Source organism: Psychrobacter sp. I-STPA6b (genome assembly GCF_020662265.1).
Classification (GTDB): domain Bacteria; phylum Pseudomonadota; class Gammaproteobacteria; order Pseudomonadales; family Moraxellaceae; genus Psychrobacter.
The window spans coordinates 73,213-91,737 of record NZ_VEWM01000122.1; the positions used below are offsets into that span (position 1 = coordinate 73,213).

The window sequence follows — 18,525 nt, forward strand, 5'->3', positions numbered from 1 at the left end:
TCTATTTTCCATTATGGTTGAGTCTTTATGAATTTATGCAGAAATTTATTGATAAAAGGAATGAGGTATGTCTGATTTAGCACATTTTTTGGTGATTGGTCAGGGTGATATTGGTTTGGCTGTGACTAATAAACTGGCATCACTTGGAAAGCAAGTGACGGGCATGGCAAGAGGTGAGTCACAAGATTATCAGCGCCATCATAGAGCATCGTTTATACAGGCAGATGCCAAGCAGTTATGTGCCAGTCAAATTGCTAGTTTTAGCCATATTGCCATTGTGGTAACGCCTGATGAGTATAATGAGACTGCTTATAAAAATACCTATTTAGGCATTGCTGAGCATATTGCTGGACTGGCTGATGAGTTGCCAAACTTACAATATCTGATTTTTATTTCTTCCACAGGTGTTTATGGGCAGGATAATGGTGAATGGATAGATGAAACGGTATCACCACAGATACCAAGCCGAGGTGGCTCACAATATATATTGCAAGCAGAGCAGGTGTTGCAAAAGCATTTTAAAGAGCGGGCAGTAATCATACGTCCTAGTGGTATTTATGGTAAAGAGCGTCTGATGCGAGTTCGTAAAGCGCAACAGAAAGATAAACCAATCATGCCTCAGTGGGAATGGACAAATCGTATTTTGGATACAGATTTGGTGCAAATTATTACGGAAGTATTGTTACTTGCTAGTGATGACACCAAGGTGTGTCAACTTAAACCAGTTTATATTGCAACAGACTATGTACCAGTGACATCCTATGAGTTGAGCTGTTGGTTATGTCAGCAGTTAGCAACCCAGCCCCCTGAGCCAGAAGCGCAAGAGAATGAGTCGCATGCCCACCCTGTAATGTCAGGCAAGCGCTTACATAGCAATATCCCTTTGCCATGGTTACAATATCCTGACTGGCATGTTGGCTATCGTCATATACTGCAAAGTCTGGATATAAAACAGACATCCTAAATATGGTCAGTGATAAATATTTACATTGATAACAGTTAGGCACGGAAATGATGGCATAGCGCTTGTTGATAAAATGCTGAGTTTTGTTACACTAGAACGTCAAGCAAATAAAAAATAAGCGCTTTAAGGTATGCCACCAAGCTAGGTTGTGTTAGATTTCCAACAAGGGTGACTCAACCTCTGACTCTTATTATTGGTGTATCTTCAAAAAATAAAGGTAGCTACCCGTGCCAGCGAATAACTCAAATGATGATAAAGCCACGAGCAACCAATCTGTGCCATCACCAGCGTCACAGTCATTGAGTGTTGGTGGAAAAAATAGCACTGATAAGTATCGCAATAGGCAAAATAAAGCGCACAACATGCAGAGTGTTACTAATTTAACGACTTCTGCTTTAGCACATTCACAAAATTGCCAAGCGCAGTTGAAAGATAATCACACTACCCATTCTAAAACAACGCATTCTAAGTCAAAGCCATCTAGCATCATTCATCCAAACTTTGACCCAAAACAAACTCCGATTGACCCAGCACGTTCATTATTGGATACACCGCCACCAGTGACTGCTTATCACCGTCAAAAAGTATTCAGTCAGATTTGTGAGCAAATATCCCAAAACAAAGGCACGCTTGAGGTTGATAGACAGCCATATCATAAAATGCAGAATGTTAAACAGGACACTTCATCAAAGCAAAACCTATCAACATTGACAACACAGACAACACAATGCCTATCTCAATGGCAATTGATAGACTCACCTGCACTGGCTTCTTATTTGGAGTTATTACAAGCAGGTGGGCTGATGAAAGTGCCAGCCAGTTTTTATCACAATCCTGATGCTTCACAGGCAGACCCTTTATTACAGCCATTATATCCTTTATCAGCATTGGCATTATCTGTGGATATGGCGGATGTCAGTGCTATTTTGCAACAATACCCAATGTTGACACGCTATGGTATGGCTAAAACTTGTCCTTGCCCCAGCTCTGCAAAATTTGCTCGTCGTTTGGCTGAATATCACCAGCAAAGCAAAGGACAGCTTGAGCCAAGAGAGCTGGCAATGATGATGCCAGAGATGCTAAATGATATTTTTGCGCCAGATTGGGAAGTTATTCTTTATCCCGAGCGTTTTGATAATGGTATAGATAGTTTGGCGACTGATATTCTACCGTGCCGATTGGCGGTGCATGCCCTTAGTCAATGTGATACTCGAAAAACAATTAACCGCAGATTGTCTGCTCAGCAAATTTGCCAATATTTGCGTAGCTATTTACTGAGCCAGTGCCGTTTAAGTAAACATGATACCAGTCAGTATCGCCATATTCGTATATATGAAGGGCATGTCATTATGGCGGGTGTTTTTTTAGGTTGGCAGATACAGATAAGTAGTGATAATGAAGTTTATTTTGCAGTTTCTTCTCGTTCCAGTTTGTTTACCCGCTATCCAAATTTGACCGAATACTATATTAATGGTTGGTCATAGTTCATTGTCTTGATTCAGATATTGTTTATTTAAAGTGTGTCTTCTTAAAGTGTGTCCTTCAACTGTTCTCATAATAGAGGAATGTTTAGCAGACTCTATAATCCCCTTCTAAAATTCGCTAAAATAGCATGTCTCATTAAATAAATGACATCTGAAACCATAAATACCATCATCCTATTTGACCACTCTTAACAATACTCAATCATACTTAAAGGATACGTACCATGACAGCAACATCAACCCCAGCAACTTTTTCAGCCACTGCGTTTATTGAGCTGGCATTAGACAACCAAGTTTTACGATTTGGTGAGTATGTTTTGAAGTCTGGGCGAGTTAGTCCTTATTTTTTTAATGCAGGTCTACTAGCAACGGGGGAGATGTTGTCACTATTAGCAACAGGATATGCTGATGCACTAGCAAAACAAGTACAGGCATCTGCACCAGAGTCAAAATCAGAGTCAGAAGAGCCATTGGTGATTTTTGGAGCTGCGTATAAAGGCATTCCATTTGTTGCGGCGACAGCACAGGCACTATGGCAACAGCACGGTATTAATGCACAATGGGGATATAATCGTAAAGAGGTTAAAGACCACGGCGAGGGTGGCAGTTTAGTCGGTACGGACCTACAAGGTAAATCTGTGTGGGTCATTGATGATGTGATTACCGCAGGTACAGCGATGCGTGAAGTCGTTGGTATTTTATCGGAAGCAGGCGCTCGTATTGCTGGTATTCTGGTTGCCTTAGACCGCAAAGAGCGTGGTCAAAATGAGCTATCTGCCATTCAAGAACTGGCAAGTACATTAAATATTCCTGTGCAAGCATTGGTAGATATTGATGATATCATTGTGTATTTACAGGAAAAAGGTGAAGTAGAAAACCTACAAAAAATGCGTCAATATCGTGAGCAATATGGGGTTTAAAGGGGCAGTTAAACTCATTTGTTTAATCTATACTGCATTATCTATGTTATCTATTTTTAGGAAAGAGTATGTCGCAATCAGCCAATGTTAACACCAAAAGAGCGTTAAATATTTTGGTCATTATGGACCCCATTGAAAAAGTAAATTATAAAAAAGACACCACATTGGCGATGATGTGGGCTGCTCAGGATAGAGGGCATCGATTAGGCTACTGTCAAATTCATGATTTATGGTTAAATCAAGGTCAGTTGATGGTGGATGCACAAGCAGTCACAGTCAGTCGCAACCCTGATGAGTTTTATCAGCTTGATGAAGTGGTAACACAAGCAATTACTGACTACGATGTGATTTTAATGCGTAAAGATCCACCATTTGATATGCGCTTTATTTATAGCACTTATCTATTAGACCATGCCAAAGCTGTAGGGGTGTTGGTTGTCAATGACCCACAAGCGATTCGTGACTGTAATGAAAAGCTATTTGCGACTTGGTTTAGTCAGTATATGAGTCCAACGATTGTCACAAGTAAACAGGTGCATATTCGCCAGTTTATTGCTGAGCAAGGCGATGTGATAGTCAAGCCTCTAGATGGTATGGGTGGGACAGGTATTTTCCGTTTAACCAAAGACAGTCCAAATATTGGTGCAACACTAGAGATGCTGACGGAGCTGGAAACATTACCTATTATGGCTCAGCGCTATTTACCTGAAATCAAAGAGGGCGATAAGCGTATCTTGATTGTGGGTGGTCAGCCAGTTTCTTACTGTTTGGCTCGTATCCCAAGTCAGGGTGAAACTCGAGGAAATCTAGCAGCAGGTGGGCGTGGTGTTGCTATGCCATTAACGGAGCAAGAATTGGCAATTGCCCAAGCCGTTGCGCCAATATTACTAGAAAAAGGGTTATTATTTGTTGGGCTGGATGTGATTGGTAATCGTATTACAGAGATTAACGTAACCAGTCCAACTTGTGTTCGAGAGATTGACAACCAGTGTGGGACAGATATTGCCCAAGACTTTATTGCTGTAGTTGAGCAACAGTATGCGACAAAATATGGCAAAAATGCATGATTAGAGGTGATAGAGCCCAAAATCTAAAGAAAATATTATCGTGTTGTTTAGTCGTTAAAGTTGGCTATTCTCTATTCAGATAGAATCAATAAGATTTTGATACAAATGACCCGCATTATATAGCAATAGCAAGAATGATAATTTGCTATCATTCTGTTGTTTTTTATTTTATAAAAATAGGCAAATTATGAAAAACCCGCAAATATTGATGATGGCAGCAGGAACAGGAGGACATGTGTTCCCTGCGCTGGCGGTTGCTGATGAACTCACTCGCCGAGGAGCAACAGTACACTGGCTAGGTACACCAAATGGTATGGAAAATGATTTGGTGCGACCACATGGTTATGCGTTTCATGCTATCGAAATGCAAGGTCTGCGAGGAAAAGGTATTGGGCGCGTATTAAAAATGCCTTTTACCCTATCTTCAGCAACCATGGCTGCCATTAAAGTCATTAAAGCCAATCAGATAGATGTGGTGGTAGGCTTTGGTGGTTATGTGACGGCACCGGGTGGATTGGCAGCAAAAACGGCGGGTGTCCCACTTATTATTCATGAGCAAAATGCAATTGCTGGCATGAGCAATCGCTATCTTGCCAAAATAGCCAGTAAGGTGCTACAAGCATTTGAAAATACATTTGGTGATGCGACTTCTGGACAGAATCCAAAGCTAAAAACAGTGGGAAACCCTGTCCGTAAAGCCATTTGTGCAATTGAACCACCAGAGGTGCGTTATAATCTAAAAGATGACTCCCCTCTAAAATTGTTAGTAGTAGGTGGCTCATTGGGTGCTCAGGTGTTAAATGAAACCATTCCAGCCGCCTTGGCACTGATTGATAAGCCATTTGTAGTACGCCACCAGTGTGGTCGCAAAAATGTCGAAGCAACCACGACCAGTTATGCACCCATAATGGATAGTCATCATGATATTGAGGTTTTGCCCTTTATTGAAGATATGGCAGATGCGTATGCTTGGGCAGATATTATTGTATGTCGAGCGGGTGCATTGACAGTAACAGAAATTCAAAATGTGGGTTTGGCAGCGATTTTTGTTCCATTACCACATGCTGTTGATGACCATCAAACAGCGAATGCTCGTTATTTAGCAGTGGAAGATGCGGCTTATCTTGTGCCACAAAGCAAGTTTACTGCTAACTATCTACAAGAAATCTTGTTGGATTTGAATCGAGAAAAATGCTTGGAGATGGCAAAACGAGGCAAAGCCTTGGCAAATCCAGGAGCGACGATGGAAGTTGCTGACGAGATATATTCTGTGGTGATGGGTTAATGTTGATAAGTATTTTGCCAAAAATATCTTGTTAAAAACTGGAGCTGCATTGTTTTTACTAAATTGTATTTGTGAATTCAAGTTTTAACCCAATATCTAATTTAAGTTTAATAGTTTATTTGAGAGAGCGTGATGCCAAAGCCTGCCTTATCCAAACGTCTAATAGAAATTCCTGAAATGCGTCGTATTAACTGTATTCACTTTGTGGGTATTGGTGGTGCAGGTATGTGTGGCATTGCCGAGGTGATGAAGAATCAGGGCTATGCTGTGAGTGGTTCTGATATCAAGACCAGCCCTGTAACCCAGCGCCTAGAGAGTATCGGTATTAAAGTATATATTGGACATGACTCTAAAAATATTGCCAATGCTGATGTGGTTGTGGTGTCTTCAGCCATTGACCGTAGTAACCCTGAAGTGCAATCTGCACTGAAGGCTCGCCTGCCAGTGGTACGTCGTGCCGATATGCTAGGTGAGCTGATGCGTTATCGTCATGGTATTGCTGTCGCTGGTGCGCATGGGAAAACCACAACGACCAGCTTATTAACTATGATGATGACAGAAGCGGGTTTTGACCCTACTTATGTCATTGGCGGTAAGCTGAACGCATCTGGAAAAAATGCGTCATTGGGACAAAGCCGATTTTTAATCGCTGAGGCAGATGAGTCAGATGCTTCATTTTTATCACTGCGCCCCATGGCTGCAATTGTCACTAACATTGACCAAGACCATATGGAAACATATGAAAATAGCTTTGATAAACTAAAAGCAGCTTATATACAATTTTTACAGAATATGCCATTTTATGGTTTAGCAGTGGTTTGTGGTGATGATAAAGAGCTATATGCCATGATTGATGACATCGCTCGACCTGTGCAGACATTTGGCTTTTTACCACATAACAATGTGCAAGCAGTGGATGTGGAAGTGGAAGGCACAAAAACTCATTTCACCGTATTGCGCCGTGACCATGAGCCACTTAGGCTGACGCTGAATATTCCAGGGCAACATAACGTTTTAAATGCCCTAGCTGCCATCACCATGGCGACAGATGAGGGCGTTGATGATGCCGCTATTCAGCGTGCATTAGAAAAATTTGCTGGTGTGGGTAGACGCTTTGAGCAGCAAGCCTGTGTGGCAAAAGATGACGGTGATGTGTTATTAATTGATGACTATGGACATCATCCAAAAGAAGTGGAAGCAACGATAGAGGCGGCTAGACAAAGCTATCCTGAGCGTCGCTTAGTGATGCTGTTTCAACCACATCGTTATAGCCGCACTCGTGACTGCTTTGATGACTTTGTGTCTGTCCTCTCTAAAGTCGATGAACTATTGTTAATGGATGTTTATAGTGCTGGAGAATCACCGATTGTTGGTGCAGATACCAAGGCATTAGCTCGTAGTATTCGACTGCGTGGTGAAGTTGAGCCGATGCTGGTGGATAAAGATAATCTAGCACCTGTGATGCAAAGAATCATCAAAGCAGGTGATTTATTGATTACCCAAGGTGCGGGTAACGTTGGGCAAGTTTCACAAGAGCTGGCAGAGAATCAATTATATTTAATCTAGATTAAACCTAGTATGTTTTAGAGAATTATTATTATGAATCAAACGTCTGTATCTACTCAAAACTCTGACTCTGCCACCGCTATTGTCAGTCATGACCCCAGTGTATTCGGTAAAGTTGCTGTGGTTTATGGTGGTACAAGCAATGAACGCTTGGTGTCGCTAGATAGTGGTAGTGCTGTTTTAAAAGCATTGCAAGACTATGGCATTGATGCTGTGCACTTTGACCCTAAAGACCAAGATATCATGTCGCTGACTCAATACGACCGTGTGTTTAATGTTTTACATGGACGTGGTGGAGAAGATGGACAGTTGCAAGGTGTGTTACAGTGGCTAGGTATTCCACAAACTGGCTCTGGTGTATTGGCATCAGCCATTGGCATGGATAAGGTAAGAACCAAACAACTGTGGCATGGGTGTGGGCTTTCGACAGCACCATTTACTGTGTTGACAGCAGATACAGACTGGCAACAGGTTGTAAATACCTTAGGATTGCCAATTATGGTAAAACCTGTGCATGAAGGCTCAAGCATTGGTATGACCAAGGTAAACCATCTAGATGAGCTGCCCAGCGCTTTTGCAACAGCTGCCGCTTGTAGTGATGTGGTGATGGCAGAAAAGTGGATTACTGGGCGAGAATTTACCATTGTCATCATTGATGATGAAGCCTACCCAGTGATTCGACTAGAGCCAGCAGATATCACCAACTTTTATGATTTTGAAGCCAAATATAATCGCAATGATACAGGATATTATATCCCCTGTGGATTATCTGAAGAAGACGAATCCCATCTGCAAGCATTGAGTCTGGCTGCCTTTAAAGCCGTTGATGCCAAAGGTTGGGGACGTATAGATGCCATGCAAGATGAACAGGGAAATTTCTGGTTATTAGAAATTAATACCGTTCCGGGTATGACCAGCCACAGCCTTGTACCGATGGCAGCAAAAGCACGTGGTATGGATTTTCAGGCATTGTGTGTGCATATTTTGGCACAAACACTGGCTTAAATGATGGGTATGGACATGGCTGATTGAATGGCATCTTTTGGATGGAAAAGAAGTAGATTAGCTAGATTGCCTATGGTTTCTATCCCTTAATTATCACCACAAGCTAAAAATATTGTAAATTTGCGTAAATAAGTCTTGAAAACTCAAGAAAACTCTAGGGTTTTATTTTGAAATACGTTAACATTATCAGTTGACAGTTGTTATGCTTCTGCTAATGTATTTTGCAAGTATTTTTAGTTAATGAATCTATAATAACCATATGAATATTTTACTTATGGTGGATAGAATTTATTGCTACCCAATGTTTTATTTATCGAAATGTCGATATTTTATTGATAGAATTGTTTTATTGTCATTCTTCTTTATATTTGAGGAAAAGTCATGTCTCAAACCGTAGAACGTGTGTCGGAGTTAAGTTCAGACGGTGAAAATATATCAGAGACAGATGGTAAAGAAAATACTATGGAAGGTGATAATAAAACTCAAAAAAAGTTTTTGTTAACTTTTCTACCTTCTATCCTACAGACCAAAGCAAATTTAATGATAGCATTAATGATGCTGTGTATCATAGTAGTAGCTATTATTATGGTAGTAAAGAGCCTGTATGAAGTGCCACCTACACAATTGGTTGTTGACCATAGCAACTTAACTCCAGCGCAGTATCAAAGCCTAAATACAGCCATGCAGGGGCAAGAGGTTGGTAATTTTTTTACTACACAACTGCCTGAATTGCGTGATGCAGTAATGCAGTTGCCATGGGTAAATGAAGTAAGTATCCAAAGAGATTGGCATAAAGGTATTGTCGTTTCTGCTTTACCTCGTCAGCCAATCGCAAAGTTTGGTACGGAACGTTTAATTGATGCCAGTGGGCAAGTGTATGTACCAGCAGATAGTCAGATGCTTAAACAGCCAGAGTTTGTGAACCTGCAAGGAGATAGTGAGCAGTCTCCTTTAATTATGCAAATGATGCAACAGGTGAACACATGGTTTGCACCGGCTGGATTAGAAGTACAAGATGTAATTTTATCACCTCGTATGACATGGTTAATTCGATTTAATAACGGTTTAAGAGTTATTGTCGATAATGAAAATACTTATCAGAAGTTGTTTAATGCCAGTCAGATTTTACTCAATCAGCTTGCAGAAAAGCAGGATGAGATTCAGACTTTAGATTTGCGATATAAAAATGGCTTTGCGATTTCATGGAAGTCAGATATGCCTGCATCGTCATCAGGTTTTGGTATACGTGAAGACATTTTAGATGAGCAGGACACATATGTAGATGATGCTAATTTGGCTGATGACATAGATGCAACTTCTATAACGAATATTCCTGATTAATGGTCGATGGCAAGAGTCCGTTAACTAATCAACGATTTGCGCCATTGATACCATCAAGTAGTTTACAAGTAGTGTGTATATTGCTTGATGATGGTACGCTATTATCACAGCGTACTTTTTGTTTATTTGGTCTTCAATAAATTTAGTTTATTTTGCTATAAAAATGATGAAGTACACTATATTTAATTGTTGCCAGATAATTAAGAGAGCTTGTGTAGGCAACGTCATAAAATCAGATACAGCAAACGGTGAGAATAAATCTATCGTCATTCTGTTTCGGTTACCTGTATTATGTACTTTGTACAAGAAGTTATTGCAAAATAGATATTATAATAAGACTATAAAATTACATGATAAAACTTGAAGTTTTATAGTCTTATTATATTAGGATCTTTTGAATATCTACGGTATTAATTTAATATTTATATAGGATATTGTGATATTCTACTCTCGTATAAAATTGGCTACGCTAACTGATGCAAACTAGGTCGTGTGTTAATATCATATGCAGATATTATCTGTATACAAAAAATGATCTGTATGTATAGTATAGTTTTGATTGAAGCACAGCGTTAAAAAATAGTTAGTAGCACTTTTTTCTACGAAGATGAAATAGTCATAGGTTCTATATTATAGATAATACCTTCAACTTTCTGCATATGCTTCTTGGTTTTAGGATCTGTTGAACATTCATCTTCATAGGAAAAATTGAGATACTGATTTTAACAAGCAGTTCCTTAGTCAAGGCGATGAACGCAGGTAATATCTAGATATTAACCAGTTCATTAACGCAGAATAAGGTAAAGTTAGCCAATTTTTACATGAAAGTAAAAAGTAGATGTATCCCTTGCAGATATTAGTCTAACGGGGTGAATATTCAACAGACCCTATAAATTAAGATAGTTTTTACCATTTACGCCTAAGCGTTTTATTTCATTAGTGTTATATCATGAAAAATACAGAAAATCTTGTTGTTGTCCATCTTAGTGCGACTGCTATTTATGCAGTTATCGGGCAAGTAGTGTCTGTAGATGATATCCGTATTATGGGTGTGGGTCATGTAGAAAATGATGATTTTTTTTGCGGACAAATCATACACTGGGATAGGTTAAAGAAGTGTATCAAGCAGGCAATATATAATGCTGAAGAGATGGCAAATTGCCGTGTTCATTCAGTCTGGCTGACATTATCAACACCAGAGCTATTAAGTACAAATAGCTTTGGGACAGTTAAAATTGAAAATGAAACAGTAGAGCATAAAGATATTGTGCAGTGTTTGAGTCTTGCAAAAGAAGCAGATATGCCTAGTAACTATTATCTGATGCATCATTGCCAGCAGGGAATCATGGTCGACTCACAAGAGGCGATGGTTGATGATGCCATTGGTATGTATACCAAAGAAATATCAGTGATGTATCATTTAATGATGATGCCCGTGGCAAGTCGCCAAAATATCCAGCGCTTGATTCAGGCTTGTGATGTGAGTATTGACCATATGCTGTTTGATGCAGTTTCTACGGCAGAATACAGCTTAATGGATAATGAAAAAATACAGGGTGTTTGCCTAATTGATATTGGTGCAAGTACAACCAGTGTGTGTGTTTATCGTGAGAATAAACTGGTATTTACGCATTGTGTACCGTTAGGCAGTCATAATGTGACTATGGATATTTCTGCAGACTTAGAGCTATCAATGGCAGAGGCAGAAAAATTAAAAAAACGTCATGGTACAGTGGATATTCATAGTGTTGATGCCAGTAAGTTTATTATGATTCAACGACATGGAGTCGCTGATGAAATCACAATTAATAGCTTGCAATTGACCAGAATCATTGAAGCACGTTATGAGCATATTTTCCATGAAGTATTTGCTCAGCTTACTCAGGCAGGATTAGTTAGCTTCTTAGACCGTGGTGTTGTGTTATCTGGTGGTGGTAGTCAAATTAAAGGTATAGTGCCATTTGCCAAGCGTTTATTAGGTCTCTCTGTCTATATTACAAATACACACCCTGCGATTACTGCTTATAATCATTTTGATGATGAGAAAAAATTTAAAGATTTGACCGTGCAGATACAAAGTCGTAATTATCAAACAGCATTTGGTGCATTGCTATATAGTCAAAGTGAGCTGTTTCAATATAGTGAGAAAAGTTCACCAGATGCACTCAAACATAGTAAATTTGCTAAGATGAAAAATAGTGTTAATAATATCTTAAAGAGATTTTTATAATATGTTTTTCATTGACACTGTTGATAACATGGCGACCACAGCTCGTCTGTGTAATAATATGGGCAGTTTTTTATAGATAAGCTGATGTATAACCATTTGCTAACATTCTATCTATAAAGATAAATTTAGCCAATTTTGCATGAAAGTGAAAAATAGCTACGTCCCTTGTGGATATTAGCTTGATGGGGCGAATTTTAAACAGCTCCTACTCACTGAAAAAATTGACAGCAGTGAAAACCAAACAAAAAGCGATATAATAGGCACGGATTATATGAACATGTGTGGTTTTATTGCCAAAGATTTTTAAGAGTAGCATTTAAAAGAACAATGTAATTTATTTTAATTTAGTCAAGTATTATTGTATCGCGCGTGCATATAATACTATGACGACAGGAGAGTACTTATTATGTCGAAGTTTACCATGTCTGATGACAGTCAAATTGTCAATAATGGACAAGCACGTTTTACCGTCTTTGGTGTTGGTGGTGGTGGTGGTAATGCGGTAGAGCATATGATACGCCAAGGTGACATCAAACAGGGTGTTTCGTTTGTATGTGCAAATACAGACCGTCAGGCTCTTGACCGCTTAACTGCTGAACATAAGTTACAGCTTGGTGCAAAAACCAATAGAGGTCTGGGTGCGGGTGCTAATCCTGAAGTAGGGCGTGAAGCAGCAGAAAGTGAAGAAGAGGCAATTCGTAAACTGCTTGAAAACTCTGACATGGTATTTATCACCGCAGGTATGGGTGGTGGTACGGGTACAGGCGCAGCTCCAGTTGTTGCTCGTATTGCAAAAGAGATGGAAATCTTAACTGTCGCAGTTGTGACGACTCCATTTAGATTTGAAGGTGGCAAACGTATTAAAGCTGCCAAATCAGGCATTGAGCAGCTAACTAATTTTGTAGACTCTATCATTACTATCCCAAATGATAAGCTAATGAGTGTCTATGGTAATATCTCAATGCAAGATGCGTTTAGAAAAGCTGATGATGTGTTGTTGCAAGCAGTACAGAGTATCGCTGGGACGATTGAACGTCCTGGGGTTATTAATATTGACTTTAATGACGTGCGTACAGCCATGACGGCAAAAGGTCATGCGATGATGGGTATTGGTCGTGCCAGTGGTGATGACCGTGCAAGACAAGCAACAGAAAAAGCAATCCGCTCTCCATTATTAGATAACTTGCGTCTAGAAAATGCAAAAGGTTTGTTGATTAATGTCATTTCGTCAAACACATTATCTTTAGATGAAGTTGGACAAGTTAGTGAGATTGTTGAAAGTATTACAGACGTTGATGAAGGTAATATTTTCTACGGTTATGTTGTTGATGAAGATATGGGCGATGACTTGTATGTTACAGTTATTGCAACAGGTCTGACATTAGATGATGCACCAAAAGAAGAAGCAACGAAAAAAGTCCTATCTGCACATAGTAACCAAGCAGTTGATCCAAATACTCATACCAGTGCATTGAATAGTCAGAAAAAGTCACCTTCACAGCTGTTTCAAGATGGACTGAACAGACCTAGTTCACAGCCTAGTGAGGCACAGACAAAAGTTAGTATTCAAGACTACTTAAAGCGTCAGCAAAATCAGCAAAATCACTAGATGCGTATCTGTTCTACTAGAGCTTGGTGCTAAGGGTACTTCAGTACTGGTATTGGTAGAGGACTAGATTGATAATTTAGTTTATTTTGCATAGAATATTAAGTACGAATAATAATAAAGAAGACTAAGCTTGTAAGAGCTTGGTCTTTTTTATTGAGCATTCAGTAAATGTCTAAGCGTATTGAGATAAATTTGTCTTAGATATGGTATGAAACACAGGTAGCTTAATAAGTTATCAAAGTGGTGTATAAACAAATTGATTAACATGGAGTAAAGTAAGTTTCAGTAATTTTGAAATAAAGTGAAAAATTGTTATGCTCCTTGTAAATATTAACCTGATGGGGTGAATGTTTAGTAGAACCTAGATTGAATACAAAAATATCTGACGATAGATATTAATTTTCTTAACTGTTTTTTAGTATGGGTTCAATGTTATGCTTTGCATTATGTAACAAAGTATGTATAGTCAAAAATCTATTAAATGGCTATGGTGGTACTCTGTGTTCTACGAGTCATACTAACTACACTTAGTTGTCCTATCAACATTTATTATTTTTTGATGATATATATTTTTATTATTGAGAGACTTAAATCTTCAAGTTTGGTCGCTTTTCAAGCATTTAGATGATAAATATAAAGAGAAATCTTATGAAGCAAAGAACCTTAGCATCCTCTATTAGTGCTTCTGGCATAGGTCTGCATAGTGGTCAAGAGGTATTACTGGAGTTGCAACCTAGTGCTGTGAATTCTGGCATTGTTTTTGAGCGTTCAGATTTACCAGAATCTCCACAGATAAGAGCAGATGCACTGTTGGTTCATGATACATTGATGTCATCTAATCTGGTAGAAAATGGTGTCCGAATTGGAACAGTTGAGCATATATTAAGTGCCGTTGCGGGGTTAGGAATTGATAACTTAGTGATTCGGGTATCATCTGCAGAAATTCCTATTATGGATGGTAGTGCGGCACCTTTTATTGATTTATTGCGTCAGGCAGGTATTGAAGAGCAAAGCGCTGATAAAAAGTTTTTGCAGGTAGAAAAACCTATACGAGTGACAGATGGTGATAAATGGGCAGAGTTGCTTCCGTTTTATGGTTATCAGCTAAACTTTGAGATAGATTTTGACCATCCTGCATTTGATAAACGGTATCAGCAAGCTCGTTTAGATTTTTCTAGTGAGAACTTTGTGGAGCAACTCAGTGCAGCCCGTACATTTGGTTTTTTAGATGATATTGAACAGTTGCGTAAGCATAATCTAGCGTTGGGTGGTAGTATGGATAATGCTATCGTGATTGATGATAGTAAGATTATGAATGTTGAAGGGTTGCGTTTTAATGATGAGTTTGTCCGCCATAAGATATTAGATGCAGTTGGCGATTTATCTTTATGTGGTTACAGTCTGCTGGCTCAGTTTAATGCTTATAAATCAGGTCATGCACTCAATAATCAGTTAATACGCAAACTACTGTCTGATGAGAATAACTTCAAAATTGTAACAATTGATGACAAAGATAATTCTCCCATCACCTTTTGGCAGGCTTAAATAGCTGAATTTTTAGCTCAATTGGTATTTTTTTCTATTTATAAGAAACATTCAAGAAAGATATATTTTTAGAAGCTTTTACTCGTTTTTTAAATGATATTCACTTCTGTTTTTGGGGGATGTAGCAGTTACATTCTGTTCTAGCCCCCCAAATTAGATAAGTCTATTTCTCCCTTATTCTTTCCATATCTGCTTTAAAGATAATGTTCTCATCTTATCTTGATAACGTTACTTGGTGAAGCCCTCAAAATAAGCTTGAATTTTTACATAAAATTACATTGTAACAAAATTATGTGTCAGAATTTGCTAGCTTGATGAGAGCTTGTTTGAGTTTCTCATCCGAGGTGACATGGCTGGCTGTGTGTGCTATAGTCTTGCGTGCATTGGCGCTGAGGGCTTTATTACTAAGGTTTTTCGTAGTTTTATAATGAGGAAAATCGCTATGTAGTAAAGTGCTGTTTGTGTCAGTCAAGTGCTTGGTTGTCACTGTGTGAGTGACAATAACATTGATTGAGTTTAGTTGTTGAAATGTAATCGATTGAGACTGAATCAATGGTATAAGTGATGATGAAAGGTATTGCAAGTGATTGGCTGCTGTATGTGAGCCTACAGATAATGTGAGTATATTATCTGTGTAGTTTACAACCCATAGCGTTGCTAGGATTTCTTGTGGTAACCCATCCTCTAAAATTTCCTTAAACTCATTTGTATAGGTAGAGAGCGTTTCTATCTTATCTTGTAAGGTTTGAGGTAATCTTGCTCCTGCTGAGGCTTGTCTATCGGTCAAAGGTGCAAGTTGGTTTGGGGTTTTTCTTTTATGAATCATTTTGTGTTTGGTCATGTCAATATATTTAGCTTATGTGCTTTATCAATATTTAGTCAGTATTTGGTTAAGTTGATAGTTTGTTGAGCTTTGTATCATACATGATTTAGTATCACAAAACTTGATGTAGTCATGAAGTGAATTGTCGTATGACTGTATAGAATGCTTGTTAGCTAGGGCTGATGAGTGATGTTAAAGCGTTATGATTGGTGAGTAAAACGTTTTGTTGAATGAGTCTTTTTAGTTATATAACTATTATACTCTTTTCATTTTATCCAATGTAGTTATTTACTGTGGATACAGCACTTTTTACTCAGTACTTAATAAAATTTTAATAGTTTATTGTCATGCTGTTACCTATTTATAGGTTATTGTAGATTACAATGAGCATGAAGATGAAAGAATGGAAAGTATATGAAAAAATCACTGATAATATTGTCACTTTTTGGTTTAGGTGCTACCCATGCAAACGCATCAGTTGAAGAGTCATTTCCCGCTTATGCGCCTATTTATAGCACTGCCAATGATGATATTAGCGTTGCTAGTGATGATGAAATTAGTCAAGCCATTGAAAACCTAAGTGCACAAGCTCAGCAGAGAGAAGAGCGCTTAGCAGCATTATCAGAAAGATTGTCTCAACAGTCGCAATCGTCGTTTGGAACCTCAGCGAATCAACCTCGAACAAATCAATCTAGCGCAGTATTAGATAGAAATGCTGCTCCAGCCATTGCTGCTGCTAGAGCTGCTCGTGCTGCACATTCACGTAGTACAGGTCGTTGTGCTAGATATGTGCGTCAGGCACTACAGGCTGCTGGTTATGAATTTACACCTAATCCATCAGCATATCAGTATGCGACACGTGGTACATTAGCCAGTGCAGGTTTTGTTAAGGTGAGTAATGATACACCGCCACAAATTGGTGATGTTGTGGTATTTAACCGTTCTGCTAAGCATCGTCATGGACATATCCAGATTTATGATGGTACTGCTTGGGTCTCAGATTTTCGTCAACGTGATATTAACCCATACGGAAGCTCAAGCTACTCTTATACAACTTGGAGAGATGCACGCTATTTAGACAATGCGTCTAATAATGGTATTTATCTAGCGATGTCTGAATAATAGAGTAACTGATGTTAAGGGTTAACTAATCTATTAACAATATATTGCTAGGATGTTTTAAGAAAACCCCAGCCTTTATAAAAAGGCTGGGGTTTTTGTTTGCAATTATGCCTACTTGGTCTTTGTATATTGAGTTTTATAGTTTATGTTGGATGGGTGTCCATAATGAGTTGAGATGAAAGTCTGGTGGTGTAGCATGTTGGGGGGCAAAGTATAAATGTTGTTTGGTGTGCTGGTCTTGCAATATCAGTGCAGGTTGTATGCTAGAGAGACTGTCCCACAAATGCGATAACATATGGATATTGATAGATATATGTCGGTTTAGTGTATGCGGTTCTTCTGGATAGTGGGATGGCGTTTTGCCTTGCAGTAGGATTGGTCTAGGGTCTGCATTTATTTGTAATTCTGGCTTGTACTTATCGGCTAATAGGCAGCTTAGGTGGTTAGGGGGCATGCTATCAGGAGTTCGATAGTTATCGAAATGGTAAAGGGCATAATGGCCACTACTGGCTACGTTAAGCTCTAGATATTCGTTGTGGTGATGTGGGGTATTGTTTTTGTTGCCAGCAACAAAACACTCTAGACAAGTGCTTTGCCATAAGTAGTCTTTTGGTTGTGGATGTTTGCTGATTTTTTCCCAAATGAACCAAGGAAGTGTCTTTGGAGTTTTACACTCATTTAGGTGTATTTGATAATGTAGATTTAGGCGGTGTTGCTGTTGTTGTGAGGTATTAGCAGTCGTTGTAACAATATGAGCCTGTACACTAATCAATGGTAGTAGGCGCTGATGACGTTGCGCCCAGTGTTGAGAGTCTAAATCAGCTACCAGCGTCCATTGTCCAAGGGTTTGTAGCAGATAATAGGGGGTTGTTAGTTGGGTATCCACATCAGTCATCTATAATGAGTGTAAATTAGCAGGATGTATCACTATCTATGGTTATGTAATTATTCACTATAACGAATGAGGTTAGATAGTTTTGGGTTTGCGTTGGGATTACTTTTTAATAGCAATGCCATACGTCCAATGCTATGGATAAGTTGTGACTGCGTTGCTTGCGCCAGTTCATTGCCAAGTGCATCGCGCTCTTGTTTGCTTCCTGCTGGCATTTTAACTTTAATAAGCTCGTGGTCAGTAAGTGCACGTTCAACTTCTTGTAGTAAAGATTCAGTAATACCATTATTACCAATCATCACGATAGGCTTTAGGGCATGTCCAATACCTTTTAAACGACGTAGCTCAGCATTGTCAAGAGTTGCTTTGGATGTGGTGGTTTGAGTCATATCTATTCACTATTTAGAAACGAAAGCTCTATTATAAAGAATCTAGAGCTAACTTGCATTCGATAGTCAAATAATTATGTTACTTACTATGATGTGGTATGAGTTAGTCAGAGTTCCTTTTATATAGTGTTTATATGGCTTTTATATTGAAAGTTTACTTTAGGATTTTATCTGGATATATTTGCAGGATTATTTGTGGTTAATGTCACAGCCCAGTGTTGAAAAATGTTAAACTATTATCAATACAATGATATTGGGTCTGTTGAACGTTCATCTTCATAGG

Annotated in this window: 15 protein-coding genes; 12 read left to right on the forward strand and 3 right to left on the reverse strand. The window is 38.8% G+C overall.

The genetic code is table 11. The annotated features are described in order from the left end of the window. Positions 1 to 67 precede the first annotated feature (67 nt). The 11 genes from FHK88_RS12655 to lpxC all read left to right on the forward strand — a co-directional run bounded on the left by FHK88_RS12655 (position 68) and on the right by lpxC (position 15,016). Positions 68 to 964, forward strand: a complete 897-nt coding sequence (locus FHK88_RS12655; RefSeq protein ID WP_227431077.1) for an NAD-dependent epimerase/dehydratase family protein — start codon at positions 68 to 70, stop codon at positions 962 to 964. 227 nt (positions 965 to 1,191) lie between these two features. Beyond that, positions 1,192 to 2,448 carry a hypothetical protein gene (locus FHK88_RS12660; protein ID WP_227431078.1) on the forward strand — a complete coding sequence of 419 codons (1,257 nt, stop codon included), beginning with the start codon at positions 1,192 to 1,194 and terminating at the stop codon, positions 2,446 to 2,448. A gap of 224 nt (positions 2,449 to 2,672) precedes the next feature. Then, complete coding sequence (gene pyrE / locus FHK88_RS12665; RefSeq protein WP_227431079.1) at positions 2,673 to 3,368, forward strand: orotate phosphoribosyltransferase; 696 nt, start codon at positions 2,673 to 2,675, stop codon at positions 3,366 to 3,368. A 68-nt stretch (positions 3,369 to 3,436) separates the two neighbouring features. Continuing rightward, positions 3,437 to 4,435 carry a glutathione synthase gene (gene gshB / locus FHK88_RS12670; protein WP_227431080.1) on the forward strand — a complete coding sequence of 333 codons (999 nt, stop codon included), beginning with the start codon at positions 3,437 to 3,439 and terminating at the stop codon, positions 4,433 to 4,435. A 187-nt stretch (positions 4,436 to 4,622) separates the two neighbouring features. Continuing rightward, positions 4,623 to 5,720: an undecaprenyldiphospho-muramoylpentapeptide beta-N-acetylglucosaminyltransferase gene (gene murG / locus FHK88_RS12675; RefSeq protein ID WP_227431081.1), complete on the forward strand. Its 1,098-nt coding sequence runs from the start codon at positions 4,623 to 4,625 to the stop codon at positions 5,718 to 5,720. Positions 5,721 to 5,852: 132 nt separating this feature from the next. Further along, positions 5,853 to 7,286, forward strand: coding sequence for a UDP-N-acetylmuramate--L-alanine ligase (gene murC, locus FHK88_RS12680; protein ID WP_227431082.1), 1,434 nt, complete (start codon positions 5,853 to 5,855; stop codon positions 7,284 to 7,286). 33 nt (positions 7,287 to 7,319) lie between these two features. Next, entirely contained in the window at positions 7,320 to 8,291 is a 972-nt protein-coding gene (locus FHK88_RS12685; RefSeq protein WP_227431083.1) for a D-alanine--D-alanine ligase, read from the forward strand. 381 nt (positions 8,292 to 8,672) lie between these two features. Next, entirely contained in the window at positions 8,673 to 9,632 is a 960-nt protein-coding gene (locus tag FHK88_RS12690; RefSeq protein ID WP_227431084.1) for a cell division protein FtsQ/DivIB, read from the forward strand. A 949-nt stretch (positions 9,633 to 10,581) separates the two neighbouring features. Continuing rightward, positions 10,582 to 11,862 carry a cell division protein FtsA gene (ftsA, locus tag FHK88_RS12695; protein ID WP_227431085.1) on the forward strand — a complete coding sequence of 427 codons (1,281 nt, stop codon included), beginning with the start codon at positions 10,582 to 10,584 and terminating at the stop codon, positions 11,860 to 11,862. A gap of 406 nt (positions 11,863 to 12,268) precedes the next feature. Then, positions 12,269 to 13,471, forward strand: a complete 1,203-nt coding sequence (ftsZ, locus tag FHK88_RS12700) for a cell division protein FtsZ (RefSeq protein ID WP_227431086.1) — start codon at positions 12,269 to 12,271, stop codon at positions 13,469 to 13,471. A gap of 648 nt (positions 13,472 to 14,119) precedes the next feature. Then, entirely contained in the window at positions 14,120 to 15,016 is an 897-nt protein-coding gene (lpxC, locus tag FHK88_RS12705) for a UDP-3-O-acyl-N-acetylglucosamine deacetylase (protein ID WP_227431087.1), read from the forward strand. Positions 15,017 to 15,305: 289 nt separating this feature from the next. Here lpxC and FHK88_RS12710 read toward each other — a convergent pair whose 3' ends face one another. Then, entirely contained in the window at positions 15,306 to 15,857 is a 552-nt protein-coding gene (locus FHK88_RS12710; protein ID WP_227431088.1) for a hypothetical protein, read from the reverse strand. 396 nt (positions 15,858 to 16,253) lie between these two features. Between FHK88_RS12710 and FHK88_RS12715 the strand changes: the two genes are divergently transcribed. Beyond that, on the forward strand, positions 16,254 to 16,961 hold the full coding sequence (locus FHK88_RS12715) for a CHAP domain-containing protein (RefSeq protein ID WP_227431089.1): 708 nt from the start codon (positions 16,254 to 16,256) through the stop codon (positions 16,959 to 16,961). Positions 16,962 to 17,097: 136 nt separating this feature from the next. On the opposite strand, the gene FHK88_RS12720 is transcribed toward FHK88_RS12715, so the two are convergent. Both FHK88_RS12720 and FHK88_RS12725 read right to left on the reverse strand, forming a co-directional pair. Then, positions 17,098 to 17,847 (reverse strand): hypothetical protein, encoded by a 750-nt coding sequence (locus tag FHK88_RS12720; protein ID WP_227431090.1) that lies wholly within the window; start codon positions 17,845 to 17,847, stop codon positions 17,098 to 17,100. A gap of 59 nt (positions 17,848 to 17,906) precedes the next feature. Beyond that, entirely contained in the window at positions 17,907 to 18,242 is a 336-nt protein-coding gene (locus tag FHK88_RS12725) for a YhbY family RNA-binding protein (RefSeq protein WP_227431091.1), read from the reverse strand. Between the last annotated feature and the right edge of the window lie 283 nt (positions 18,243 to 18,525).